Here is a 24850-nt window from a genome sequence, read left to right as displayed (position 1 = left end):
AGCTGCGAGGATGAGCGATTGCTCTGGGCTCAGACTTCGAGTCCGATTCAACCCCGGCCACTCGTAATAGATCCTGTAGGGGATTCGAACCAACTCGCCCGAGACGTGAATTTTGATGGGGGACGGAGACTTGCCGTTTGTGTCTTGGATGAGTAGCGGTGTAGTGGGATGGGTTGGGCATGTCAGGGAACGCAGCGCGTCGGTAGCGTCCGCGCGAAACTCCAAAGGCACGGCGCCGAGGAGAAGGGGATCCATTATGGACGACTCGTTCATTTGCTCATTAAAGCAGCGTCCAAAAACCGCATCACCGAAAGGGATGCCATGGTGACCGTTTGCCGATCCTTTACTGCACCTTTTTCGGGTTGCGGGATTCTCATGCCAAGAGGCGTGTCCTCCAAAAATTCGTACCGGAAGGTTCTGGCTCCGCCTATCCCGTCGTCTCTGTGATGGCCCAGGCTGGTAGGTAGGGCTCATTGACTGTCGCTATGTGTGCAGAAGCGTGTCGTGCACCGTCACGTGCTCGCCGACCGTCACGATCAATTGGCCGGCCAGTCCTTCCCAGTGGGACCAGACGCGGAACTCAATGACGCCGCATTCGTCTCGGACGCTGATTTTCACCGCGGTCTCTCGCTCAAGAGCAAGCCGCACGTCGTCACCGTTGAGCCATCGGACGCTCGCTGACCCAGCGATCTCATCCCAGGTCAGCTTGACGGTGCTCCCGTCGTTCGCCCACGCGATCACTGATACCACCCACGGCTGACTAGACGGCTCGATCGCAATTCCGAGATCATTCAGGTCTTCCAGCCGCGGAACCTCAAGTTGCGCGCTCATAACCTCATGCTGTCACATGCGCCCGCCAAAATGATCAGGGCCAGCTGTACGCTGAGGGATCCCCAAACGGACGACTCTGGGTCTTGCCCGTCTCCGCGCGGCGCTAAGCATGGTCTGATGGACGGATGAAGAACTGGGCTTGGGGCTTTATTGGGGTAGCTACGTTATGCATGGCTTTAGGGCTGATCGCAGTGGGGTTCCTTCAGCCTGGAATCACATGCGCTGAAGACGATACTTCCGCCGGCTGCCCGTCGACGCCTGTTCATGCAGTAATGCTGGTATCAGGAACTGTTCTTCTTCCAACGGGTACCTTGTTCCTGATTCGATCAGGGAAACAAGAACGCCTGGCACCGGATTTGGTAGTTCCATTCAAGTAGCGGATTGTTCAGGGTCGTCACGAGTAGCACGTTGATGGATCCCTAAACGGGCACAGCTTCAGGTCCATAAGGGGAACCGGGTACGGGACAGATCCTCTGAAACAGACGCAGCCTCTCTCCGCTGATTTGGGCGGGAATCGCGTTCTACCGCTGCATAAGCTCCAGCACAAGTGGGAGGTCGGACACTCCATCTTCGGTGAGGAAATGGCCGGCGCCGGGCTGTATGTGCAGTTCCGCGTTGAGCCGTCGTGCAAGTTTGTCGGATGCTGCCGCTGGCACGAAGGCGTCTGCGTCGGAGCGGACCATGGCACGTATGCCTATGTTTTTTGCGATGCGTTCCGCGTCGATATCAGTGCTGAGGTATTCGTCCAGCACCGGCAGTGACTTCAGTGCTCCGGTGAAACCGGACACGAGGATGAGTCCGCCGAGTTGCCATGGCTCCGTCAGCGTTGCAAGTGCGCGCAGCACCGATATGCCTCCCAGGGAGTGAGCCACGATCCATGTTCCTGCATCGGGTACTCCGATCGCTTCCGCGACTGCATCCGTCCATGCTGCGGCTTTGGGAGCATCGGGAGTAGGGAGAGTCACGACAGCTGCGCCGATGCCAGTGGTCTGGAGTGAGTCGCGGAGCCAGGGAAACCAGTGCGCATCCGGTGCGGCAGCGTATCCGTGGACGATGACGACGCGTCGGAGGGAATGAAACGTAGCGGGCGTGGTTGTTATGTTCATAGCATGGAACATTAAGGGGTCACGTCAGCGTGAGGGTCAAACATCGTCAGCGGAAGGGGGCGCGGGTTTGCTAATTGGGGAGCTGTCAGAGCGTACGGGAGTCAGTCGGCGTGCACTTCGTTACTACGAGGAGCAAGGCCTGCTCGTCCCGGAGCGGGCCTGCAATGGATACCGCGTCTATGCCCAGGATGCTCCCCTCATCGTCAGCCAGATACAGGGTCTGTTCGCCGCCGGCTTCGACTCCGACGCGGTCCGCCAGTACCTTCCATGTGCCCGCGGTAGTGCACCACAGCTGGAGATGTGCGCCGAGTTGCGGTCACACCTAACAGGGCGAGCCGCCGAACTGGAAGCTCAAGCTAAAACGCTGACCCGGCAGCGCGAGAAGATGCTGGCTCACCTCACATAGTGGTGTCACGGTGTGGCCGTGGATTGCCGTCGTCATGATAGCCATCGTTGGGTGTCTCCTATGGCCTGTCTCGGCCGTTGCCGAATACGTCCCAACCAACCCAACTAAAAACTTTTGAGGCATCGTCAGTTCGGCATGAGGTTCAGCAGGTCCTAGGCTGGCATGCAACCTCGTTCACCGTTGTCCCGGGGGCAAGCGACATCGAGAACCCCCATCCGAATATCATTCTCGGCATCGAGGACTGGCAGAAGAAGGGCTACAGCCTTTCCGACGACGCCCCGCAGCTGATCGAACGGATCCGCGAATTCATGAACAAACTCCACTCCGGGATCGAAGAACTCAACGGTTAGGCAGAGTCAAAGGCTCTGCACCGCCAGCCAATCCTCTTACGGACATTGCGGCCGGGACCCGCCGTGCCAGCCGTGTTAAAGAAGAAAAGCACCAGTTCCGAAGAACTGATGCTTCCCAGTGGTGGCTCCGACCGGCGTCGATCCGGTGACCTTTCGATTTTCAGTCGAACGCTCTACCAACTGAGCTACAGAGCCTAGGTGACATGTCACCTTGAGAACCGAATTTCTTCGGCGCTCAGAGCGACCCTGACGGGACTTGAACCCGCGACCTCCGCCGTGACAGGGCGGCGCGCTAACCAACTGCGCTACAGGGCCTTGCGTTTGCAGTATCTCTACCGCGTTTTTTTCAAGGCTTCTAGCTTACCAGACTTTTTTCATCCGGTTTACCACTTCCTTGCGTACCCCCAACGGGATTCGAACCCGTGCCGCCGCCGTGAAAGGGCGGTGTCCTAGGCCGCTAGACGATGGGGGCCTGAACTCAATTCGGATTTCGCAAAGAAAAGGGACGCTTTACGCGTTCTTTCCGTGTCTCGCTCGTCCGAACTGGACTCTAAAACTTTAGAGCATAGATGGCGATATTCCCAAATCGAGGTCTGCATGGTGTCCTGGACCACAGATCAGGGCCACTCGGGGGTGCCAGCCGAACATTGGCAGGATCTTGTCCTGACGCGTCCGAAAACCGCCAGCCGCCCCTGCTGCATGCCGGATAGATTTGCCCTATGACAACCACCACCCCGGCCGAACCCGGCCAGCCTTCCCCGGATTTGCCCCCGCGCACCACCCCCGCGCCGGGCGCAACCATCAGCAAGCTCGGCATCGCGGCCGTCATCATCACGGTCGTCCTATGGGCCTCGGCTTTCGTGGGCATCCGTGCAGTCGGCCCCAGCTTCTCCCCCGGTTCCCTGACGCTCGGACGGTTGGCGGTTGCCGCCGTCGTGCTTGGAATCGTGGTGCTGCCGACGCTGAAGGTCTGGCCGAGCGGCCGCGAGTGGTTGCCGATCGTGGCATACGGGGTCATGTGGTTCGGCGGCTATAACGTTGCGCTGAACGCCGCGGAGCACATGCTCGACGCCGGCACCAGCGCCATGCTGATCAACGTCTCGCCCATCCTCATCGCCATACTTGCCGGCGTCTTCCTCAAAGAGGGCTTCCCCCGGTGGCTTCTGATTGGCAGCGGAGTGGCGTTCTGCGGCGTCGCGATGATCGCTTTGGGTTCCGGACAGCGTTCGACGGCGGACGTGGCCGGTGTGCTGCTGTGCTTGCTTGCCGCTGTACTCGCCTCGGTGAGCGCAATCCTGCAGAAACCCGTGCTCCGGAAGTTCACGGCAGGCCAAGCGACTTGGTTCGGCATCATGGTCGGCGCGATCTGCTGCTTGCCGTGGACCGGTCAGTTGATCTCCGAGGTCCAAGCGGCACCGCTCCCAGCCACGCTCGGTCTGGTCTACCTGGGGATCTTCCCGACGGCCATCGCGTTCACCACCTGGGCGTACGGGCTATCCCTGATCTCGGCCGGAAAGCTGGCTGCCACGACGTACCTGGTTCCAGGCACCACCATTTTGATTTCCTGGGCGGTGCTTCAGGAAGTACCAACCATCTGGGGGCTGATCGGCGGCGTCATCTGCTTGGTCGGTGTCGGGTTGACCCGACGCCGGACCCGGTAACTCCGCGACTAGCGGGCCATGCCCACCAGCAGTTCACGGTGCGTGGGAGGGTTGGCGCCCGAGCGGCCAACAGCAATTGAGGCGGCCATGGATGCGATGGTGCCGATCCGTTCCAGCACAGTGGGCGCCATTCCATCGCTGCCCCGCAAGAGCAGCCCCATGATGAGCGCAGCCGTGAAGGAATCACCTGCCCCGATGGTGTCTGCCACGGTAGCCGGGACGGCCGGGACATTGAGGTGGATGTGCTTGGTTGCCATAAGCGCTCCCTTGACCCCTTGAGTCACCACAGCAAGCCCCGTCCCAAGGGCCAAGAGGTGGTTGGCCGTTTCCTCCAACGACTTGCCGGGGTACAGCCAGCGGGCGTCCGAGCCACTCATTTTTACGACGTCGGTCAGCGGCACCATCTCTTCGAACAGGGACAGGGCCTCGTGGTGGCTTCCCAGGAGGTCGGGGCGGATATTGGGGTCGTACGTGACCATGCAACCGCCCTGCGCCTGCTCCAGCAAACTCCTCACAACACTTGCGCCCGGCTCCAGGAAAGTCGCGATGGAGCCGGTGTGCAGGATCCTCGGCGCGTAGGGCAGGGCAAGTGGAGCCAGCGCCCAGTCAATGTCGAAGGTGTAATCGGCCGAACCGTCGGCAGTTATCCGGGCGGTCGCCGTCGCGGTCTTGCCTGCCGACATGGATCCGGGCAGCAGGACCACACCTGCGCGCCGCAGATGCGCGGCGATGGCATCGCCCCGCTCGTCCCGGCCAATGGCCGTCAGCAGGCCCGTTTTCACGTCCAACAGGCCCAAGCCGTAAGCGACGTTGGCCGGCGATCCGCCCGGGTACTCCTTCTGCCCGTCAGCCGACTGGACGATGTCGATCAAAGCCTCACCCACAACGACGACGTCGAGGGGCTCAGGTGCGTGGGAAGCGGTGCCGGTCATGCGGTTCCTGTGTCTGTCGAAAGGAGGATTGAGTTCAGTATCTCCCATCACGCACGGCGCCAATGATGCCCAAGCGGACTAAAGTCGAATCATGCCCGCGAATCTCCCTCCCGGCCTGCCAATAGTTCCCGACGGCGAGCGCCCTTCATCTCCGCTACGGGAACGGAATGCGGTGCACAGTCCTCTTGAGCATGCCCCGGTGGAAGAGGCCCATGTTTCGGGGCCTTACGAGATGTCGCCCGAGGATTTTGAAGAAGCCGTCAGCGACGCCTTGCAGTTGATCCCGCCCAAAGCGGCCAGCGCAATGGATAACGTGGCGATCTTCATCGAGGACGACTACACGCCACAGCCAGGCGAAGATCCGGACACCGTCTTGTTGGGACTCTATGAGGGAGTTCCGCTGACCGAACGCGATTCCTGGTGGGAGGCAGGCTCCCTGCCTGACCGGATCACGATCTTCCGCCAACCCATCCTGAACATCTGCAGCACCCGCGAAGAAGTCATTGATGAGGTGGCCATCACGGTGGTCCACGAGATCGCGCATCACTTCGGAATAGACGACGACCGCTTGCATGAGCTCGGCTGGGGCTAGCCTTATAGGCATGGGGCACGACCACAACCACTCCCACGGAGTCACTGCAACCGGCAAGCACCGGAAACGGCTTATTGCCGTCCTCGCCATCACCTTAGGTGTGGTGGGCATCCAGGTGATAGGCGCCGTCGTGTCCGGATCCTTGGCCCTGATGGCCGATGCCGGACACATGCTCTCCGACGCGGCAGGTGTGTTCATTGCCCTGATGGCGGCGTGGATTGCCACCCGGCCCGCGAGCGACCAGCGAACCTACGGCTACCAAAGGGCCGAGGTTCTGGCTGCCTTGGCCAACGCCCTGATCCTGATCGTCATCGCCGTGGTGATCATGATCGAAGCCATTCGCCGCTTTGGCGAGCCAACCGAAATCCAAACGGACGTCATGCTGTGGGCCGCCATTCTGGGTGCTGTGGCCAACCTCGTTTCCTTGCTGATCCTCCAAGGTGCGCAGAAGGAAAGCCTCAATGTCCGCGGTGCCTACCTTGAAGTCCTCGGCGACCTCCTTGGCTCCATTGCCGTCATTGTGGCGGCCGTCGTGATCATGACCACGGGATTCAGCGCGGCCGACCCACTGGCGTCCGTGCTGATTGCCCTCATGATCATTCCGAGGGCCTGGCATCTGCTGCGGGACGTTGTGGATGTGCTTTTGGAAGCCACACCCAAGGGCGTTGATGTGAACATGATCCGGGAGCACATCGTTGCCGTGGACGGCGTGGTTGATGCCCATGACATCCACATCTGGACCATTACATCCGGCGTTCCCGTGTTCTCAGCGCACGTGGTGGTGGAGGACGCGGTCCTCAACGCCAGCGGGGCGGACAGCATCCTGGATCAGCTGGGCTCCTGCCTTGGCCTGCACTTCGACACCGAGCATTGCACTTTCCAGTTGGAACCGGTGAGCCACTCCGAGCACGAGTCACACCAGCACGCCTGAGACTGTTTCACTGTCCGGAGTTTTCGGTGCTGACGGTCCCGGCAGCGCCGTCCACGGTGATGTGCTGGCCTGTGCTGATGCGCGATGTCGCGTCGGGGACGCCCACCACAGCAGGAATACCGTACTCACGGGCCACCACAGCTCCGTGCGAGTTGGGCCCGCCCATTTCCATGACCAGCCCTCCTGCGGTGAGGAACAGTGGCGTCCACCCAGGGTCCGTTGACGGTGCCACTAGGATTTCCCCTGGTTCCAGGTGGGCGCCTACCGGATCCATGATGACGCGCGCAGGAGCAGACACCAGACCTGCCGACGCCGGACTGCCGGACAAAGTGCCGGGGCGCTGCTTGCCTTCGTTCCGTCCGGGCGTAGCCTCAGGTTCAGTCCCGTCTGACAACAACACCCTGGGAATGTGCCTCCGGCGGAGTTCCTGGTGGTAAGCAGCACGACGTTCAGCAACGACCTCGTGGACGTCGTCTCCGGCCAAGGCGATCTCGACGTCGTCCAGGTCCAGGAAGAAAATGTCCTCAACACGTTCGATCCGATGCGCTGCCACAAGCTCGTTCCCGATCAGGAACAACTGCTTCCTCGCGGCTGACAGTCCCAGAACCAGGTTGTACTTGGGCAACTCCCGCATACCGGCGAAGCGCCGTGTTCGGTCCAAAGCAAGTCTCACGATCACCGCGTGCAACGGACTCTTCGCCCTGGCGCGGGCCACGAAACGCGCTACTTGTTCATCGGCGTCGAGTGCTGATTGCGTGAACTGTTGGTCGGGAGCTTCGGCGCCGTCGGAGAGCCTCAAATAGTTGGCTATGACACCGAGAATGTGCGTAGGGTCATCGGACCAGCGGGGCATGCCAAGGTCGATCTCTGCAACCGCCCTGTGTCCATATTTCCCCAGGAACCTCTCAAGACCGGTCTGCGCAGCTGCCGGCAGCTTGGCTGCCCGATACTGTTCCACCAGCTCTGCCGGCGTTCGGCCAACCATGGAAGCAACGGCGGCCGGATCCTCACGAATCTCAGAGGCGACCTGCCACAAAGCCAAGTCCATCTCCGTGGTGACGTTGTTAGGTAGGCCACGGACTACTGTTTGCAGCTCGCTGTAGGGCGCTTGGTCACCAAGAACCCGCCTCACCAGCGCCAGCATCGCGAAGCCGAGCGCAGGAAGGGGCAACACCTGCGGAACCGTCGCGAACACTTCCTCTCCCAGGATTCTCTGGACATGGCCCAGCCGCTGGTGGGGTGTGGCTCCGCTGGGGACGGAGAAGGTGCTGCGTAACTCCGTGCTGAGCCGCTCCACACGCCGCATTGCTGTGCTTGGACGAAACAGACCGCGGAACAATGACTCCGGGACACGGTACTTAGCCGCCACCGGGGCGACATGGCGGATCAGTTTCCTGGGTGTCTTGATAGTCACAGCGAAGCGCGGGTCGTCGAAGAGTCCACGCATGATGGCTGCGGAGCGGGCTTCCATGACGTCAAAAACCCGTGGCACGATTGTCCGGCCCACCCGGCTCCGCAGCACCGCGGTGAAGTCGAAGAAGATTCGTTGTCCGGCCTCGTAGTAGGCAGGCGGCCCTGACCGGGGATCGGGAACGTCGAAAGCCGCCGTCTTGGCGACACTTGAGGCTATTAGCCGGATTCCGGCCAACCCCATGGGCGTCAGAGGCCTGGTGAGGCCCTGAGCGAGGCTGAAGTTCAGGAACGCGTGCTCGCCGGGAGCCGGGGGCGTGCGCGTGGTTTGCGGGTACAGCGTGGTTATGGGCCTCGCTTGCGTAAGCCACAACTTTCCGTCGTCGTCGATTGCCCACTCGGTGTCTTGCGGAACTCGGTAGTGCTCTTGGACCTCAAGGCCCAGCTTGGCAAGCTCTAGGACCTGACGGTCACTGAGGCAGGGCTGCGGTTCCTCAATTCCTGATTGACTGGGGAGTTCCAAGCGCTCCGTGCCGCCGCCAGGCTTGGCACGGATCTCCACTTGCCTATCCCCCACGGCCCTTTCCACAATGGCACTACGATGAGCGTCCACAACGTAATGATCCGGATTCACAGCGCCCGAAACTACGGCCTCCCCTAAGCCAGGGCTGGCATCAATGACGGTCTCATAGCGATTCCCCGTCACCGGGTTGGCGGTAAACATGACGCCCGCGGTAACGGCATTCACCATCTCCTGAACAACCACTGCGAGGGACACAGTTCCGTGGTCGATCCCGTTGGTGGTCCGGTAGGTCACTGCACGACCTGTCCAGAGCGATGCCCAGCAGCGGCTCACGGCATCAAGGACCGATTCAATGCCAACGACGTTCAGGAAGGTGTCCTGCTGTCCGGCGAAGCTAGCGAACGGCAAGTCCTCTGCAGTGGCCGACGACCTCACCGCGACAGGGACGTTGTCCCCAAAATCTTCGTAGGCAGACCGTACGGCTTCGGCGATCCCATCGGGCACCCCGGCGTCGAGCACCAAGGACCGGGCGCGGGCGGCTAGCTCATTGAGCTGGTCCATGCCGGAGGCGCCCAAGTCGGAGGCGTCCAAGTCGGAGGCGCTGGTGCCGGAGGCGCTGGCCTCCTCCAAAGCCGCAAAGACAGACTCCAGGCCCACACCCGAGAGAGCCTGCCGGTATGCGGCAGTTGTGAGGCAGAATCCGCGTGGAACCGGCAGGCCGACGCTGGCCAACTCGCCCAGATTGGCAGCCTTGCCACCGACGCGGGGAAGCATGGTTCCCCGGATTTCGGCGATGTCCAGGACCAATACCGGATCCTGCGACGGCTCCCCGGGCTGCTTCTTGTCCATGGGCGTAGCAGGCTCAGGGCTTAGGCAGCGCCAAGCATAGGCCCAAACTTGTGGCGGTCAGCGAGCCTGGGATCCTCACGGTCGGGAACAACCATCACCGGCCCCTTGGAGTGGTGCAGGACCCCGTCCGATGTAGAACCCAACAGCATCCCCGCGAAGCCGCCACGGCCCCGTGTACCCAGAACCACCAGCTCGACGCTGCGGCTGGTTTCCACCAAAACATCAACGGGGGAACCGTCCCGGAGTTCCGTTTCCATGGGCAATGAAGGGAAGTGGCTTCTGAGCCAATCAGCCCCGGCGTCCAACTGGACTTTGATATCCGCAAACAAGGCATCCCGGTCCAAGGGTGCCGGAACCCATGCCAAGGAACCGCTGTACTGCGGCACAGCACAAATCACCCGGAGTTTGGCACCCATGCGCTGTGCCTGCTCGGCAGCTTCGAGCACGGCCACACGGGCCTGCTCGGAACCGTCCACGCCTACGGCAACTACGTTTTCCACAGTACGTGGGCCTGCCTTGGCATGTTCAGCCTTGATGTGTTTGTCCTCAGTGCTTTCACCAAGGCGGTCGGCACAGTAGAGCGGGACTGTCACCGTGGGGCATTTGGCGTGGGCAGGCAAGGCGCTGCTGACCGAGCCAAGTAAACGCCCAACGAATCCACCGCGGCCCCGGCTGCCGAAAACAAGGAGGGCGGCCTCGCTGGAAAGATCCAACAGGACACCAGCGGCGTCGCCGTTCTCGACAGAAGCGTCGACGTCGATGTCATATCCGGACACCTTATCCAGGGCCTGCCGGACAATCGCATCCGCGCCCTCGCGAATCACGGAATCGTCGACTGTTGCGTAGCCGCCATCCAGCCCGGAGGCGGCGAAGATGGGCACAGAATATGCCGTAACGATATGCAAGGGAAGTTGCCGACGTTCGGCCTCCCGCGCGGCCCAAACCAAAGCACATTGACCATGCTCTGAACCGTCCACTCCCACCACGATGCCACCGGGTTCCACGGCTTGATCCTGGCCGTCCTGTGGCTCTTCACTGTGTCTGCCGTGCTGGTCCATGGGGGCCTGCCTCTCCACCTACTGCTTGATGTTCCGGCTATTCTGCCAGAGGTTCTCCGCGTCGAAGTCCCTCACTGTTTCATTGTCAATGGCCGGAGCAGGAGAAACCGGGAAATTTCTCCTCCCAAGGCCAACTATTCTCGGTCAGCAGTACCGAATCAAGGCGACATCGGGCTATGTGCATAACGGTCCGGGCTCGGTTCCCGGGCTCCCACATTGCGCTGCGGACGAACACACAAAACGCGCAGTCGCGGAGGCTATCCATGGCCGAAAAAGTTCGGTAGTGTTCGAGTCACCGAATGGCCGGCAAACGTGTTTCACAGCACACACTCCGGCCATTTATTTGCGGCCGCTTGGGGAACTCGGACGCGATCCCACGCGATGCCGTAAGGTACACACGTCAAGGAGGAACCAAGCAGTGTCACTCACGCCTGATTCCGCCACGGAACGCACCACCACCGTGGTCATCGGAGCCGGCCTGTCCGGTTTGGCAGTTGCCAGCGAGCTCAGTCGCTTCGGCGTGGGCTCCATCGTCGTAGACGGGTTCGGTGCACTGTCCACCACAGGTCCTTCTGTCCACACAGGCATGCTTCAACGCACCGAGGTGGCCGATCCTGCAGCCATGCAAGAACGCAACGAGATCCTCCGACATCTGCGGAACTACGCCGCCAACCACCAACTGGACGTTCGCAACACCACCCGCGCCGTCCGCCTTGATTTCCTGGGTTCGGACCCCTCCCGGCAAATCGGATATGGGCTGGCCGCCAGCATGACCACAGCGGGCCTCAGAACGGGACTCCATGTATCCGGCCCCCTCGAATCCACTCCACGCCAGTGGGCAGTCCACACAGCCAACGGTGTCCTCCTGGCGGACCACGTAGTAGTCACGCGCTGTGCCCAAAGCCAGTTGCGGCGCATGCTCGCCGAACTTGGGATAGCCGTTGGCCAGAACTTCGCGGCCGCCATGCGGGCGGTAGGGATGCACCTGGTGGGCGTTGGGGACCTCATCACGCCGTCTCCTAAGGAAGTGCTGCGGCAAGCCAAGGCAGTGGGCCAAGCCATCTCCTCAAAAGTTGCCCTGCCCGCAGGTCCGGGCATCGCCCTCGCCTAGGGGCACTACGCCTAGGGGCCCGCACGGGCCCCGCCGCCCACGCGGCTATAGACCCGCCGTCGAACGTTCCCCGCTGAACGTTCTTCCCCGCTGAACATTAACAAACAGAACTTAACGCCAAAGGCCGGCACCTCCAAAGACAATAGTCTTTGAAGGCACCGGCCTTTGAACTGAAGCGTGAGGCTTTATGCGCCAGCGCGTACGTAGGTCAGGGGACCCGTTGCGGTCAACCAGCTGATCGGGTGGATGCCCGTCTGGTTGCCGTTGATGCCACCGCTGATTGCCTGGCCGTTGCCGATGTAGATAGCAACGTGGCCGGACTGGACGATCATGTCACCGGGCTGGGGATCGCTAACGACCTTGCCGTAGTTCATGAACTGCATGGGACCGAGGTCGCCTACCGGGATGCCAGCGGAGCCGAGAGCCTTCTCGACCATGGCGGTGCAGTCCTGGAAGACGCCGATCTGTGCGTAAGCCGAGGCAACCATGGCTGCGTTGACGCCGCCAACGGCGGGGGCAGCAGCTACAGGAGCAGGGGCAGCCGGTGCGGCAGCCACAGGAGCAGCAACCGCAGCCTGGGCGGCGACGGGAGCTGTTGCAGCAGCAGTGGTGACGGCTGCCTTCTGGACCACAGGGGCCTCAACAACGGGAGCCGGCTTTTCGATGACCGGAGCTGCTACGGAAGCAACGGCCGGACGCTCGAAGTTGACGGTAGCCGTCGCCAGGGCGGTAACAACCTTGGTGGGTGCCTCGGAAACGGTCTCAGCGACCGTTGCGGGGCTGGAGTCGCGCTGAACCGGAGCCTCAGCTGCGTGAGCAGCAATGGAGCCGGTCAAAACGAGGCCCGAGGCTGCTGCGATAACAGCTGCCTGGCGGCCAGCGCCGGAAGCGTTGCTGGCTACTGCCTTCGAGATGGAGATGAACGGATTAGGACGTACGCTGTCCGCCTTACGACGGCCGCGAAGAATGCGTGAAGACATGAAAGAGCCTCTCCCGATGCCTGCGAGGTTAGCTGTCGGATTCGGATGGGAGTCACCCGGCCACTATCCCCCGCTGTTCAGCGGAAGCTTCGTGACTTCACCCCAAGGCACGCTCGAAAGCGGCCTAAATTGGGTTCCCCGTCTCTGCCGTAGGTTTGTCTGCGAACGGATTCCGGACTGCGGCAGAGCTAGGCAATCAGGCCGGAAGTGCCCGCTACGTGGAACAGGCACAGGTACTACCGTACGCGATGATTCCTCCGAAGTCACATTTAAGTAACGGGAAGTGGGCTTCTGGCGTGTCGCAGTGTCCGTTTCGAGATATTCGCAGGTACGTAGAAAACCGCGTTATTCCGCGGAAGTATCGCCATCAGGGCTGTTCGAAGCGGCGAGTTTCTTCCGTGCGGTAACAGCAAGGTAAATAACGAGACCCACAGCAACAACAGCCAGCCCGACAATGCTCCAAGGGAAGGGTTGGGAGGCGTCAGCGGCAGGCTCGCTGCTGCCCGTTCCCGGCGCTGCGGTACCCGCCGTCGGTACTTCGGCTGACGGCGCCGACACCGACGGCGAGACACCAACCGGGCCACTCGCCGTCGTCGCGGTTCCCGCGGCGGCCGTGAACGCGAAGGTGCCCTCAATGGGGTGGGAATCCGAGCTGACTACACGCCAAACCACGGTGTATTCACCAGCTGGAGCGCCCTCGCGAAGCTTTTGGACAGCCTGGCTGTCAATGATTTCGACCGGACCGTCCGCCCAGTTCTCACCGCCGGACGTCACGGTGACGCCGGAACCAATCGCGAGCGGGCGGTTGTTGAACGTGATGGAGACCGACGCCGGGACTTCCGCCACGCTGGCACCGTTGGCTGGCGCGGTTGACTCGGCGACGTCGTGCGCGGACGCCGGAGCCGCGGAAAACAGCAAAGCGGACGCGAAAGCAAGGGCAGCGACGACGGCGGCCAGAAGCGGGCGGATGGTACGCATGGGGCGGTTTCTCCTAGTGTTGGCTTCCTTACAGACTAGGCGAATGGTTCAAAGGGCCCACACCGGACAACATAGGATTTGAGAGCAAACTCCCCTCGATCCCCGGAGACCTTCATGCTCAAACAAGGTTCTGCAATCGACCGCTACTTCAAAATCTCCGAACGTGGATCCACGTATTCGCGGGAAATCCGTGGCGGCTTCGCGACCTTCTTCGCCATGAGCTACATCGTGGTGCTGAACCCGCTGATCCTCTCCGGACCCGACTCGAGTGGCGCGTCGCTGGGCTTCACGGCCGTGGCAGCCACCACGGCGTTCGTTGCCGGCATCTTGACCATCCTCATGGGCGCGTGGGCCAAACATCCGTTTGCCGTGGCCACAGGCTTGGGCGTCAACGCCTTCGTGGCAGTCACTGTGGCTTCCCATCCCGGATTGACTTGGCCGGACATGATGGGGCTCGTGGTGCTGTCCGGCATCACCATGCTCATCCTGGTGCTGACCGGTTTCCGAACAGCCGTGTTCAAGGCGGTTCCGGAGGCCCTGAAGACGGCAATTGTTGTGGGCATCGGCCTCTTCATCGCACTCATTGGCCTGGTCAACGCCGGTTTCGTCCGCCGCATCCCTGATGCTGCCGGCACCACCGTTCCGTTGGGCCTGGGCGTGGACGGAAAGCTCATGGGCTGGCCGACACTCGTTTTCGCAGTGGGCTTGATCCTGACCATCGCCTTGGTGGTCCGAAAGGTCCGCGGCGCCATCCTGATCGGCATCGTGGTCTCCACTGCGCTGGCCGCCATCCTCGAATTCACGCTGCACATCGGCCCAAGCTTTGACGGAACCAACGTCAACCCCCGCGGCTGGTCCCTGGTGGCCCCCACGCTCACCGAATGGGGCGCCCCGGATCTGTCCCTCATCGGCAAGGCCAACCCTTTCGGTGCTTTTGAACACCTCGGCTTCATCGCGGCGGCTTTGCTGGCCTTCGTGATCCTCCTGAGCATCTTCTTCGACGCCATGGGAACCATGGTTGGGCTGGCCAACGAGGCCGGAACCGTGGACAAAGACGGCAACATCCCCAACGTTGACCGCGTCCTTCAGGTTGATGCCCTCGGCGCAATCGTGGGCGGCGGAGCTTCCGTTTCCTCCAACCAGATCTTCGTCGAGTCCGGCGCCGGCATTGGAGAAGGCGCCCGAACCGGTCTCGCCTCGATCGTCACCGGCGTCCTCTTCCTTGTGGCCATGTTCTTCACGCCGCTCATCAACCTGGTGCCGTTCGAGGCCGTGGCTCCCGCACTGGTGGTCGTGGGCTTCATGATGGTCTCCCAGGTGGGCAAGATCGATTGGCAGGACTGGGGCGTCGGAATTCCCGCGTTCCTGACCATCGCCCTCATGCCGTTCACCTATTCAATTGCCAACGGCCTCGGCGCCGGCTTCATCTCCTACGTCCTGATCCGCACGTTCCAGGGCCGCGCCCGCGAAGTCCACCCCTTGATGTGGGCTGTGGCAGCCGCGTTCCTGCTGTTCTTCGGCATCGGAACTGTGGAGGAGTTGCTGGGCGTCAAGTAGGTCCTCGCCGAGATGGCATTTGATGACGGTGTTTGGCGCGAACATTGGCATCAAATGCCATCTCGCGGCGTCTACGGGGAGCGTGAGTCCGGGGTTTCAGACACCCCCGTGACGGAATGGCTGGTTTTGGGGTCCCATGTCCGGTGTGCTTGAAGCATGGAAACCAGCCCCTTCACCGTAGATGTCGCGCCTGCCCCCTGGACGGGTCGTTTTGATGGCGATGGCGATGAGCACCGGCGGTGGTGGCAAGCAGTAGCACCCCACGAGACGTCTGCCTCCGAAGCAGCCTCGCGTCCCGCCGTCGTGCTTGGTTTCTGCAGCGACGCCGGCGTCCTCCGAAACCAGGGGCGCGTTGGCGCTGCTGCCGCTCCCGCCGCCATCCGCTCTGCGTTGGGGCCGCTGGCGTTCCACCTTGATCGTGACGTTTTCGACGCCGGTGATGTGGTTGTGGAGGACGACTCACTGGAGGCGGGCCAAGAGCGCGCCGGACGCGCCATCTCGGGACTGCTCGACGCCGGCAATCTCACCGTGGTGCTGGGCGGGGGCCACGAGACCGCCTTCGCCAGCTACTTGGGCGTGGCTGGTTCCGCAGCAGTTCGCGGCAAGCGACTGGGTGTCCTGAACCTGGACGCCCACTTTGACCTGCGGGATGAAGCGACGCCGAGCTCAGGGACGCCCTTCCTGCAGATGGCCCACGCGGAAGCCGCCGCGGGGCGTGAACTTCAGTACGCCGTCGTCGGCATCTCGGAGCCCAACAACACGCGGACGCTCTTCAACACGGCCCGGCGCTTGGGCGTGAAGTACCTGCTTGATGAACAGTGCACTCCGGAAGCAGCCGCAGTCTTTGTTGCCGACTTCCTGGCCGGCGTGGACATGTTGTACCTGACCATCGATCTGGACGTGATGCCGGCGTCGGTGGCACCCGGGGTGAGCGCGCCCGCCGCATACGGTGTGCCGCTGCCGGTGATCAGTGCGATTTGCAGGCAAGTTGCTGCCAGCGGAAAGCTGCTGCACCTGGACGTGGCAGAGCTGAATCCCGAGTTCGACATTGATTCCCGGACCGCGAAGGTTGCCGCGCGGCTGATCAACACGCTCCTGGCGTAGACGGGCGCTTGGCGTAGGCGGACATTTGGAAGGCCCTGTTCATGGACACGTTCCTCCACATAGCCTGTGTGGAGGAAAGGACAGCGATGCGCACACCTCTTGTGCAGGAGAAGTGGGCTTGGGTTGCAGGGCTGGCCGCGGTGGCCCTTGGATTGGCCGCGCACATGCTGGCTGGCGGCAGCATTCCCGCCGTTCCAGTCCTTCTGGGCTTCGCCGCACTGTCCTGCCTGGCGGCCCAACTCGTTGCCCGCTGGGTGCACGGACCATTGCTGTTGCTGCTGCTCTCCGGCCTTGCCCAGCAGTTGCTGCACCTGGGTTTTGACGCCTTTGGCGGGTACTTTCCCGGTAACGGGTTCCTGGACCACTTGCACGGCGGCCCGGTCTTGGGAGACGCGCCGGCAGGGGCAGCAGCCAGTGGTGGCTCCGTTCACCTCCTGCTCTACACGCACACGGCCGCGGCCATCCTCACACTCTTGGTCGCAGCCGGAACCACGAAGCTGGCAGGGATGCGTGCCAAGCGTCGCGTTGGCACGGATCCCGCGCTTATCCGTGGATCCCACCCTTGAACGTATCGCTCAACGAACAAGCCGCTGATTCGCAGGGGCGCAGGGGTGCAGGGGCGCAGGGGCGCAGATCAGCCGTCATTGGAGGCAACGCGGCGCAACCTTCCCGTAGCCCGGCGACACCACCCAGTAGCTCAGAGACACCCTGCGTAGCCCTGAGAAAGCCTGGGAAATGAACTTTGATCCCGCCGCATCCCGGCGCCTAGTGTCGTTTGCACGTGGTGTACCCGAGAGGCCAGGGAGCTGCCTGCAAAGCAGCGCACGCGGGTTCGAATCCCGCCACCACGTCTTGGGGGCGCAAACCTCCCGCGAGGTGGCATTTAATGCCAATGTTTCCCTCAAACATTGGCATTAAATGCCACCTCGCGGGAGCATGAAGTGAGGCGCAGGGACTTCGCCGGGCCGCAACGCACGGCCTCTCCTTTGCGCAGCGGAGGCGCACGGAAATGTCACCCAGGGTGGAGCCGGCGGACGGATTCCTGACCGACTACTACGAGCACGTTTCAGAGGACGATGTCCGCTATTACACCCCCGAAACGCTGCTGGAACGTGCCCGCTACCACCGAACTTTGGCCGAACGGCGCGAACCGGGGCAAGCCGTAATCGGGGTCCTGAACGAGTCCGATGCCAGCGTTGTTGCGATCGTCGCCGATGACATGCCCTATCTTCTCCCCTCCGTCACCGCGGAGATCGCCAGGGACACCGCTTCCATCCGGCTCCTGGTCCATCCAACCTTCAGCGTCGAGCGCGACCCCGTCACGCACCGCCTGACCGAAATCCACAGGGCACCGCACCGCACGGCACTGCCCACCGGCGTCGAACCTTCCAATACCGGCTCCCCCGCCGGGCCGACCACCCAACAACATCACGACGGCGGACTGCTCACCGAGGCGTGGATGGCGATCGAGATCCCACGGCTCCCGGATGAGGCGGCGGAGGAGCTCCTTGTCAGGCGGCTACGGGGAGTCCTGCGGGATGTTCGGTCCGCGGCAGAGGACACCGAAGCAATCCACCAGGAACTCGCAAGGCTCGTCAGGGCATTGGGCGAACTTGCAGGATCAGACCCCGAAGCCAAGGAAGCCCAGGAGCTGCTGGCGTGGCTGGGTGAGGGGAACTTTGTATTCCTCGGGTACCGCGGGCAGCATGGGCTTGGCTTGCTGCGGGAACCACTGGAGGAGCCCCGTGGAGGTGAGCCGGAGGCGCGGACCCACCTCCTCACGCTCACCAAGTCCACGCAGCGCTCGACGGTCTTGCGCCAGGCGTACCTCGACGAAATAAGCATCGCCACGAACGGGATAGAAACGACCGGCACAGAAACGGGCCGCGAGCATACGTTTGTGGGTCTCTTCTCCCCCAGCTCCACGTCCCACTCAGCCCTGGCGATTCCTGTCATCCGCGACACCGTGAACAACGTTTTGCAAGCCTTTGGCTACCCGCCAAGCTCGCATCACGGCAAGGAGCTCCTGGCTGTCATGGAGTCGTATCCGCGGGACGAACTTTTCCATATTGACGCAGAGCAGTTGGCTGCCCATGCCCGCGAGATCCTGCGCTTGCAGGAACGCCACAGCACGCGGTTGTTCCTGCGCCCGGACTCCTATGGACGGTTCATGACAGCGCTCGTGTTCCTCCCGCGCCGCAGGTACAGCACCGCCGTCAGGCTCAACATTGAACGTGAACTGCGCGAGGCCTTCGGTTCGGACTCCATCGAGTTTGAGCTCCGCTTGGGCGAATCCGCCATGGCCAGGGTGTTCTTCCGCGTGCTGTTACCGCAGGCGGCGTCGCCGCATCAGGGGACTCCCGGCGTCGTCAATGCTTTGGTCCTGGAACCGCGGATCATCGCCGCCACCAGGACCTGGGCACAGGGCTTGGCCGAGGCGCTGCAGGCGCGATACCCGTCCGATGAAGCGGCCCTGCTCTCCCGACAGTGGGCTGCCGCGTTCCCTGCCAGCTACAAGGCCGATTACGAGGTGGAAGACGCTGTTGAGGACATCTCGAAGTTCGAGAGCTTCCCGACCGAACCAAGCGAAGAAAGCGACCCGCTGCTGACGGTCTACAAGCGTCCCGGCACTGCCGTCCTCACGGAGGATGCCCGCATCCGTCTGTACCTGACCCGGCCACAGAGTCTCACCCAGATCCTGCCGGTCTTCCATAATCTTGGCTTGAAAGTCCTGGACCAACGGCCGTTCGACGTGCAGCGTGAGGACGGCCGGCAGTTCTTCCTCTACGACCTGGGGCTCAAGTACCCGCGCGGGGTGGACCCGTTGGCCACCGGGGATCTGTTGGCCAGTTCGTTCTGCGCCGCTATGCGGGGGGACGCCGAGTCGGACGCCTTTGATGCCCTGGTCATCAGGGAAGGCATCGACTGGCGGAGGGTGGCTATCCTGCGTGCGTATGCAAAGTACCTGCGGCAGCTGGGGAGTACTAACTCTTACGGCTTCATCGCAGACACCCTCCGGGCAAACACGAAGGCAACACATGCGCTGCTGGAGCTCTTCGAGGCGAAGTTCAACCCGGACAACTACGCGCCTGACCTGTTTGATCCCGAACTCATCAGCCACCCGCACCAGACTGACGGCGACGTTTTCGAGGAAGGCAGCAGCGAACTGAGCCATCGGACGCAGGCCATCCACGCAGCTCGAACCAAACTGGCAGAAGCGATTGACGCTATCCCTGTCCTGGACGCCGACCGCCTCCTCCGGACACTTTCCAGCCTGGTAGAAGCCACACTGCGCACCAATTTCTACCTGGACAAACCGTACGTCAGCTTCAAACTCAATCCGTCCAGCATTGCGGCGGCCCCGGCGCCCCGGCCAAGGTTCGAAATCTGGGTCTACTCACCACGGGTTGAAGGGGTCCACTTGCGCTTCGGACCGATAGCCCGCGGTGGACTCCGATGGTCGGACAGGCGCGAAGACTTCCGCACGGAAATCCTTGGGCTGGTGAAGGCGCAGACAGTCAAGAACGCCGTGATTGTTCCCACGGGCGCCAAGGGCGGTTTCTTTCCCAAGCGGCTCCCCGATCCGATGGAGGACCGCGCGGCTTGGCTCGCGGAGGGCCAGGAAAGCTACCGGACTTTCATCCGCGGGCTGCTGGACGTGACGGACAACCTGGTCCCGGATCCCGACGGCGGCGCCAACGGTCGCGTCGAGACGCCGCCGCGCGTGGTGCGGCACGACGGCGACGACTACTACCTTGTTGTCGCTGCGGATAAGGGAACAGCCGCCTTCTCGGACCTCGCCAATGCCATCGCCGTGGAGTACGGCTTTTGGCTTGGGGACGCCTTCGCTTCCGGTGGATCGGTGGGGTACGACCACAAACAGATGGGCATTACGGCCCGCGGCGCCTGGGCATCCGTGCGGCACCATTTCAGCGAACTGACGATCGATTCCCGGGCCGAGGACTTCACCGTGGTGGGCATCGGGGATATGAGCGGCGATGTCTTCGGCAATGGCATGCTCCTCTCCAACCACATCAAGCTGGTAGCCGCGTTCGATCACCGGCACATCTTCCTGGACCCCAGACCAGATCCCATGGTGTCCTACGCAGAGCGGGAACGCCTGTTCAAACTGCCCCGTTCCAGCTGGGCAGACTACGATCGCACCAAACTGAGCCACGGCGGCGGCGTCTTCGCGCGCACGGACAAGTCCATCCGGATCAGTGAAGAGGTCAGACTCGCCCTGGGTTTGGAAGAGGGCCCCGGATTGACGGAGAACGCGGATCCAGAGGGGCAGTTGGCGCTGAGCCCGCCGGAGCTTCTGAGGGCGATCCTCATGGCGCCGATAGACCTCCTGTACAACGGCGGAATTGGCACCTACGTCAAGGCGTCCACGGAGTCCCATGCCGACGTCGGGGATAAAGCGAACGATGCCATCCGCGTGGATGGCAACCAGCTCCGGACCCACATCATCGCCGAAGGCGGCAACCTCGGCGTCACGCAGCGCGGCAGGATCGAGGCTGCGCTGGCTGGCATCCTGGTAAACACTGATGCGATCGACAATTCAGCGGGCGTGGATTGCTCCGACCACGAGGTGAACATCAAGATCTTCCTGGACCGCATGATCGCCGCGGGCAGGATGTCCGCCGGGGAACGGTCGGCGTTCCTTCATTCCCTGCAGGCCGAAGTCGGCCGGCTGGTGCTCAGGACCAACGATGACCAAAACGTCCTGCTCCTCAATGACAAGCAATTAGCCGTCGAATGGAGCCCCAGCTTCGAAAGGACCATGGACTGGCTGGAGTCCGTCACGGACCTGGACCGGGGATTGGAGTTTCTCCCGAGCAACGAGGAACTGCAGGCCCGCGTCCTCACGGGCAAGGGATTAACCACTCCCGAACTTGCGGTGCTGGCCGCCTACGCCAAGATTGAGCTCGCCCGCGAACTCACTGAGGGCGGTCTCGCTGACGATCCCTGGTTCTCGCAGACACTCCGCGACTACTTCCCCCAACAGGTTTCGGAACGGTTCGGCGAACATCTCTCCACGCATCCGCTCCGCCGGGAAATCGTTGCCACGGTGTTGGCTAACGACATGATCAACATGGGTGGCATCGCCTTCGCTTTCCGGGCCATGGAAGAGACCACCGTGTCAGCGGCGGCTGTAGCGCGCGCCTTCGTGGTGATGCGGAAAATCTGGGATCTGGATTCTGTCACGCAGGCCATCGCCCAACTGCCGGCCAGCACACCCAGCGAGCATGGCTCCGCCGTAGCGCTGGACATGCGCCGGCTGCTTGACCGTTCCGTGCGGTGGTACGTGACCCACGACTTCCGCGATAAACCTATTGCCGACGCCCTGGAACGACTGGAACATCCCATGTCCTTGATGCGGGGCAGCTTCACCGGGCTCCTCCACGGCATCAACCTTGCGCATTCCCTGAAGCGCCTTGCGCACACGGACGCCGTGGGGTTGCCCCGCCCTTTGGGGATCCGCGCTTCAGAACTCCTGGTCAGCTATGGCCTGCTGGACATCTCGGCTATTGCCGAGGAGCTTCAGGAACCGGCGGACGCGGTGGCAGAGGTGTACTTCGCTGTCTTCGAGCGGATTTCCGCCATCCCTTTGCTGGAACACATCACCATGCTCCCGCGCGATACCCACTGGGAGTCGTTGGCGAGAGCCGCGTTAAGGGACGACATGTATCTGGTGCTGGCCGATATGACCAAAGCCGTGGTCCGGCACACGCCGCGCACCCCGGCTGCGGCTGACCCTGTGGAAAGAATCATGGATTGGGAGCACGGAAACATCGAACAACTGGCGCGCATCCAAGAGACCATCCAGGAGGCTATCAAGCCAGGTCCGGTGGATATTGCCGCACTTTCGGTGGCAGTAAAACTACTCCGCGCCATGGTTCGCAGATGAGACGCGGATCACTGAGCTGCCGGTCATCTTACAAATACTTGACGCCCACACTCTATGATTGATGGGTCGCCCTCGCATGCGGCAAGTAATAGGAGGCCCCCAAATGACCCCTGCAATGATTGCAGAACGCGAAATTCGTCTGTCCTTTTCCAAGGCAGACGAGATCCACGACGGACTCGACCGCGCCGTGGATGCCCTGATCGAAAACGCAGCAGCAGACGCTAACTGCGGCATTCTGGTGACCCGGCACGAACCCGGCACCTACACAGTGGCTCTGGACGAATCCGTTCCCTTCGGTCAGACCCGCGAAGTACTCGCTGCCTGATTGCCACCCCTGACGGCACTCACGGCAACGAACAAAAAACCGGGGCCCGCCCCCTTTCCGCATCTACTACCCGCGGAAAGGGAACGAGCCCCGGTTTCTGTTTTAACAACTATCCCCACCCAAGTAGGTCGCATTTAAGCGCGTTTTGAGCGTCCAAAACGCGCTTAACTGCGACTCAGTTGGGTGCCTACCCCCGGCGGAGAGTCACGCCGTCGGACTTCATGAAGAGTTCCTTGCCCTCTTCGGTAACACCCGACCCCGCGTGCTCAAGCCATACAACGTTCCCGCTTCCGGAAACTTCCTCGACCCGGCCGGCGGCGATCACGTGGGCGTATTTGACCACTTCCACCCGCTCGCCAACTTTCAGCGTCTTCCAGTCGGTAACCGTAGCCGTGTGAGCGCTTCGCCTGGACAGGACTGCTCCGCGTGCCTTCATTGAACTTCTACCCCTTTGTGGATGTTCTCTGTTGTGTATTGAGTTGTGTAAACGGTTGACCGTCAGGCCCACGACATCGTTGGCGTGGACGTGACGTACACCATAAGTTTTACTACATTTGCCACGCCCCGGTGCTTGCGTTGCGAACAAAGACCGGGGCGTGACAAATATGCCCATCAAATGAGCGTTTTATTCGACGTCAGGCCAAAATCCCGACGGCGGATTCGGCGGCCGCGCGGACCGCGCCGGAGCCAACCAAACGGTCAGCTGCTTCCAGTTCCGGCGACAGGAACCGGTCGGTGCCCGGGCCTTGGACCACTTCACGAAGCACCTCAAGGACGGCCGTACCGGCGGGACCCGGGGTGAGTTCGCCGTCGGACATTTGCGTCCGCATGTCAATGGCGCGGGCGCTGGTGACAAGCTCGACGGCGAGCACCCGGCGGAGGTTCTCCACCGCCTTGCGCAGCTTCCGGGCAGCGTGCCAGCCCATGGACACGTGGTCTTCCTGCATTGCGGAGCTCGGGATAGAGTCCACGGATGCCGGAACGGCGAGGCGCTTGTTGTCCGAAACCAGGCCTGCCTGGGTGTACTGGGCGATCATCAGGCCGGAATCGACGCCGGGATCTCCGGCGAGGAAAGCCGGAAGTCCGTGTGAGCGGGCCGGATCAAGCATGCGGTCGGTGCGACGCTCGGCGATGGAGCTGAGGTCCGCGACCGCAATGGCCAGGAAGTCCAGGACGTAGGCCACGGGAGCGCCGTGGAAGTTGCCGTTGGACGTGACGCGGCCGTCCGGGAGGACCACCGGGTTGTCGATCGCTGCAGCGAGTTCGCGGGAAGCCACCAGCGCGGCGTGGTCCACGGTGTCGCGGACAGCCCCGGCAACCTGCGGGGCACAACGCAGCGAGTAGGCGTCCTGGACCTTGGTGTCGTTGATCCGGTGGGACGCGACGATGGGCGAGTTGGAGAGCACGCGCAGCATGTTGTCAGCGCTGGCAGCCTGGCCAGGGTGGGGACGCAGTGCTGCGTGGAGCTCCGGGAGGAATACCTGGTCAGTGCCGAGCAATGCCTCGACGCTCAGCGCTGCGGTGACATCCGCCGTCGCAAGCAGCAAACGGATGTCGGCGATGGCCATCAGGAGCATACCGAGCATGCCTTCGGTGCCGTTGACGAGGGCCAGGCCCTCCTTCTCTGCCAGCGTGACCGGCTCGATGCCGTGCTGCGCGAGCAGCTCAGCAACTGCAGGCCTGCCAGCGGTTCCGTACAGTTCGCCGTCGGGACCCGTTGCTTCGCCTTCGCCCATGAGGACCAGCGCGCAATGGGACAGCGGCGCGAGGTCGCCGGAGCAACCCAGCGAACCGAACTCGCGGACCAGCGGGGTGATGCCGGCGTTGAGGACGTCCACCATGGTCTGCAGGACCACCGGGCGGACGCCTGTGCGGCCGGAGGCGAGGGTCTTGGCGCGGAGGAACATGATGCCGCGGACCACTTCGCGTTCCACGGCCGGGCCCATGCCGGCGGCGTGGCTGCGGATCAGCGACTTCTGCAGCTGCGTGCGGAGATCGTTGGGGATGTGGCGGTTGGCCAGGGCACCGAAGCCCGTGGAGATGCCGTACGCCGGGACATCGCTGGTAGCGAGCTCGTCAATGTGGGCGCGTACCTTGGCCACGTTGTCCAGGGCGTCTTGGGAAATGGTCACCTTGGCGTCGTGGCGGGCGACGGCGACGACGTCTTCCGGGGTGACGCCGCTGGAGCCGAGTGTGACGGTGAGCTGTTCGTGGGTTGTGGTAGTCACTTTGTTG

At 62.5% G+C, this 24850-nt stretch carries 20 protein-coding genes, 4 tRNA genes and 1 riboswitch; of the genes, 12 read left to right on the top strand and 12 right to left on the bottom strand.

Annotated features, from left to right (window positions below; all coding sequences use genetic code 11):
• Positions 1-483 precede the first annotated feature (483 nt).
• Positions 484-831, bottom strand: a complete 348-nt coding sequence (locus KCX59_RS02210) for a hypothetical protein (protein WP_179016725.1) — start codon at positions 829-831, stop codon at positions 484-486.
• A 521-nt stretch (positions 832-1352) separates the two neighbouring features.
• Positions 1353-1937, bottom strand: coding sequence for an RBBP9/YdeN family alpha/beta hydrolase (locus tag KCX59_RS02205; RefSeq protein ID WP_179016726.1), 585 nt, complete (start codon positions 1935-1937; stop codon positions 1353-1355).
• Between the two features lie 67 nt (positions 1938-2004).
• Here KCX59_RS02205 and KCX59_RS02200 point away from each other — a divergent pair, with 67 nt between their 5' ends.
• Both KCX59_RS02200 and KCX59_RS02195 read left to right on the top strand, forming a co-directional pair.
• Positions 2005-2343 carry a MerR family transcriptional regulator gene (locus KCX59_RS02200; RefSeq protein WP_178993486.1) on the top strand — a complete coding sequence of 113 codons (339 nt, stop codon included), beginning with the start codon at positions 2005-2007 and terminating at the stop codon, positions 2341-2343.
• A gap of 77 nt (positions 2344-2420) precedes the next feature.
• The gene (locus tag KCX59_RS02195; protein ID WP_179016727.1) at positions 2421-2693 is read left to right on the top strand and encodes a hypothetical protein; all 273 of its coding nucleotides are present in this window, start codon (positions 2421-2423) and stop codon (positions 2691-2693) included.
• A 119-nt stretch (positions 2694-2812) separates the two neighbouring features.
• Here the strand turns inward: KCX59_RS02195 and KCX59_RS02190 are convergent.
• The 3 genes from KCX59_RS02190 to KCX59_RS02180 form a co-directional block, all read right to left on the bottom strand.
• Positions 2813-2888 (bottom strand) — tRNA-Phe (locus tag KCX59_RS02190).
• 46 nt (positions 2889-2934) lie between these two features.
• Positions 2935-3008: transfer RNA gene (locus KCX59_RS02185), tRNA-Asp, on the bottom strand.
• An 84-nt stretch (positions 3009-3092) separates the two neighbouring features.
• Positions 3093-3165, bottom strand: a tRNA-Glu gene (locus KCX59_RS02180).
• 247 nt (positions 3166-3412) lie between these two features.
• Here KCX59_RS02180 and KCX59_RS02175 point away from each other — a divergent pair.
• Entirely contained in the window at positions 3413-4354 is a 942-nt protein-coding gene (locus KCX59_RS02175; RefSeq protein WP_179016728.1) for a DMT family transporter, read from the top strand.
• Positions 4355-4362: 8 nt separating this feature from the next.
• On the opposite strand, the gene KCX59_RS02170 is transcribed toward KCX59_RS02175, so the two are convergent.
• Positions 4363-5286: a carbohydrate kinase family protein gene (locus KCX59_RS02170; RefSeq protein ID WP_179016729.1), complete on the bottom strand. Its 924-nt coding sequence runs from the start codon at positions 5284-5286 to the stop codon at positions 4363-4365.
• A 91-nt stretch (positions 5287-5377) separates the two neighbouring features.
• Between KCX59_RS02170 and KCX59_RS02165 the strand changes: the two genes are divergently transcribed.
• Both KCX59_RS02165 and KCX59_RS02160 read left to right on the top strand, forming a co-directional pair.
• The gene (locus KCX59_RS02165; protein WP_179016730.1) at positions 5378-5878 is read left to right on the top strand and encodes a metallopeptidase family protein; all 501 of its coding nucleotides are present in this window, start codon (positions 5378-5380) and stop codon (positions 5876-5878) included.
• A gap of 10 nt (positions 5879-5888) precedes the next feature.
• The gene (locus tag KCX59_RS02160; protein WP_091464839.1) at positions 5889-6809 is read left to right on the top strand and encodes a cation diffusion facilitator family transporter; all 921 of its coding nucleotides are present in this window, start codon (positions 5889-5891) and stop codon (positions 6807-6809) included.
• A 7-nt stretch (positions 6810-6816) separates the two neighbouring features.
• Here the strand turns inward: KCX59_RS02160 and KCX59_RS02155 are convergent, their stop codons facing one another.
• The gene (locus KCX59_RS02155; protein WP_179016731.1) at positions 6817-9591 is read right to left on the bottom strand and encodes a PEP/pyruvate-binding domain-containing protein; all 2775 of its coding nucleotides are present in this window, start codon (positions 9589-9591) and stop codon (positions 6817-6819) included.
• 20 nt (positions 9592-9611) lie between these two features.
• A complete protein-coding gene (locus KCX59_RS02150) occupies positions 9612-10649 on the bottom strand; it encodes a universal stress protein (RefSeq protein WP_091464836.1) in 1038 nt (345 codons plus the stop codon).
• 418 nt (positions 10650-11067) lie between these two features.
• Here KCX59_RS02150 and KCX59_RS02145 point away from each other — a divergent pair, with 418 nt between their 5' ends.
• A complete protein-coding gene (locus KCX59_RS02145) occupies positions 11068-11760 on the top strand; it encodes an FAD-binding protein (protein ID WP_178993492.1) in 693 nt (230 codons plus the stop codon).
• A gap of 185 nt (positions 11761-11945) precedes the next feature.
• On the opposite strand, the gene KCX59_RS02140 is transcribed toward KCX59_RS02145, so the two are convergent.
• Both KCX59_RS02140 and KCX59_RS02135 read right to left on the bottom strand, forming a co-directional pair.
• Positions 11946-12740, bottom strand: coding sequence for an NlpC/P60 family protein (locus KCX59_RS02140; protein WP_091464833.1), 795 nt, complete (start codon positions 12738-12740; stop codon positions 11946-11948).
• Between the two features lie 3 nt (positions 12741-12743).
• Positions 12744-12911: riboswitch (cyclic di-AMP (ydaO/yuaA leader) on the bottom strand.
• Between the two features lie 174 nt (positions 12912-13085).
• On the bottom strand, positions 13086-13718 hold the full coding sequence (locus KCX59_RS02135) for a copper resistance CopC family protein (protein WP_179016732.1): 633 nt from the start codon (positions 13716-13718) through the stop codon (positions 13086-13088).
• 114 nt (positions 13719-13832) lie between these two features.
• Here KCX59_RS02135 and KCX59_RS02130 point away from each other — a divergent pair, with 114 nt between their 5' ends.
• The 6 genes from KCX59_RS02130 (at position 13833) to KCX59_RS02105 (ending at position 22615) form a co-directional block, all read left to right on the top strand.
• Positions 13833-15275 (top strand): NCS2 family permease, encoded by a 1443-nt coding sequence (locus tag KCX59_RS02130; protein WP_091464829.1) that lies wholly within the window; start codon positions 13833-13835, stop codon positions 15273-15275.
• A gap of 156 nt (positions 15276-15431) precedes the next feature.
• Positions 15432-16379: a formimidoylglutamase gene (gene hutG / locus KCX59_RS02125; RefSeq protein WP_179016733.1), complete on the top strand. Its 948-nt coding sequence runs from the start codon at positions 15432-15434 to the stop codon at positions 16377-16379.
• Between the two features lie 86 nt (positions 16380-16465).
• Positions 16466-16945, top strand: coding sequence for a hypothetical protein (locus tag KCX59_RS02120; RefSeq protein ID WP_178993495.1), 480 nt, complete (start codon positions 16466-16468; stop codon positions 16943-16945).
• A 214-nt stretch (positions 16946-17159) separates the two neighbouring features.
• Positions 17160-17230, top strand: a tRNA-Cys gene (locus tag KCX59_RS02115).
• Between the two features lie 158 nt (positions 17231-17388).
• Entirely contained in the window at positions 17389-22290 is a 4902-nt protein-coding gene (locus KCX59_RS02110) for an NAD-glutamate dehydrogenase (protein ID WP_179016734.1), read from the top strand.
• 103 nt (positions 22291-22393) lie between these two features.
• On the top strand, positions 22394-22615 hold the full coding sequence (locus KCX59_RS02105; RefSeq protein WP_017198995.1) for a hypothetical protein: 222 nt from the start codon (positions 22394-22396) through the stop codon (positions 22613-22615).
• Between the two features lie 187 nt (positions 22616-22802).
• On the opposite strand, the gene KCX59_RS02100 is transcribed toward KCX59_RS02105, so the two are convergent.
• Positions 22803-23051: a hypothetical protein gene (locus KCX59_RS02100; RefSeq protein WP_091464823.1), complete on the bottom strand. Its 249-nt coding sequence runs from the start codon at positions 23049-23051 to the stop codon at positions 22803-22805.
• A 199-nt stretch (positions 23052-23250) separates the two neighbouring features.
• Positions 23251-24843, bottom strand: a complete 1593-nt coding sequence (gene hutH, locus KCX59_RS02095) for a histidine ammonia-lyase (protein WP_179016735.1) — start codon at positions 24841-24843, stop codon at positions 23251-23253.
• Positions 24844-24850: the final 7 nt, after the last annotated feature.

It is taken from the genome of Paenarthrobacter nitroguajacolicus, assembly GCF_051027655.1.
Lineage (GTDB): Bacteria > Actinomycetota > Actinomycetes > Actinomycetales > Micrococcaceae > Arthrobacter > Arthrobacter nitroguajacolicus.
The sequence above is the reverse complement of the archived record's forward strand: the minus strand, read 5'-3'. Positions and strand labels throughout refer to the sequence as shown.

Coding starts and splice junctions, on each gene's coding strand:
- KCX59_RS02175 (WP_179016728.1), top strand. CDS start 3,413: ATGACAACCACCACCCCGGCCGAACCCGGCCAGCCTTCCCCGGATTTG.
- KCX59_RS02130 (WP_091464829.1), top strand. CDS start 13,833: ATGCTCAAACAAGGTTCTGCAATCGACCGCTACTTCAAAATCTCCGAA.
- KCX59_RS02155 (WP_179016731.1), bottom strand. CDS start 9,591: ATGGACAAGAAGCAGCCCGGGGAGCCGTCGCAGGATCCGGTATTGGTC.
- KCX59_RS02100 (WP_091464823.1), bottom strand. CDS start 23,051: ATGAAGGCACGCGGAGCAGTCCTGTCCAGGCGAAGCGCTCACACGGCT.
- KCX59_RS02205 (WP_179016726.1), bottom strand. CDS start 1,937: ATGAACATAACAACCACGCCCGCTACGTTTCATTCCCTCCGACGCGTC.
- KCX59_RS02120 (WP_178993495.1), top strand. CDS start 16,466: ATGCGCACACCTCTTGTGCAGGAGAAGTGGGCTTGGGTTGCAGGGCTG.
- KCX59_RS02140 (WP_091464833.1), bottom strand. CDS start 12,740: ATGTCTTCACGCATTCTTCGCGGCCGTCGTAAGGCGGACAGCGTACGT.
- KCX59_RS02210 (WP_179016725.1), bottom strand. CDS start 831: ATGAGCGCGCAACTTGAGGTTCCGCGGCTGGAAGACCTGAATGATCTC.
- KCX59_RS02150 (WP_091464836.1), bottom strand. CDS start 10,649: ATGGACCAGCACGGCAGACACAGTGAAGAGCCACAGGACGGCCAGGAT.
- hutG (WP_179016733.1), top strand. CDS start 15,432: ATGGAAACCAGCCCCTTCACCGTAGATGTCGCGCCTGCCCCCTGGACG.
- KCX59_RS02135 (WP_179016732.1), bottom strand. CDS start 13,718: ATGCGTACCATCCGCCCGCTTCTGGCCGCCGTCGTCGCTGCCCTTGCT.
- KCX59_RS02170 (WP_179016729.1), bottom strand. CDS start 5,286: ATGACCGGCACCGCTTCCCACGCACCTGAGCCCCTCGACGTCGTCGTT.
- KCX59_RS02160 (WP_091464839.1), top strand. CDS start 5,889: ATGGGGCACGACCACAACCACTCCCACGGAGTCACTGCAACCGGCAAG.
- KCX59_RS02165 (WP_179016730.1), top strand. CDS start 5,378: ATGCCCGCGAATCTCCCTCCCGGCCTGCCAATAGTTCCCGACGGCGAG.
- KCX59_RS02110 (WP_179016734.1), top strand. CDS start 17,389: ATGTCACCCAGGGTGGAGCCGGCGGACGGATTCCTGACCGACTACTAC.
- KCX59_RS02105 (WP_017198995.1), top strand. CDS start 22,394: ATGACCCCTGCAATGATTGCAGAACGCGAAATTCGTCTGTCCTTTTCC.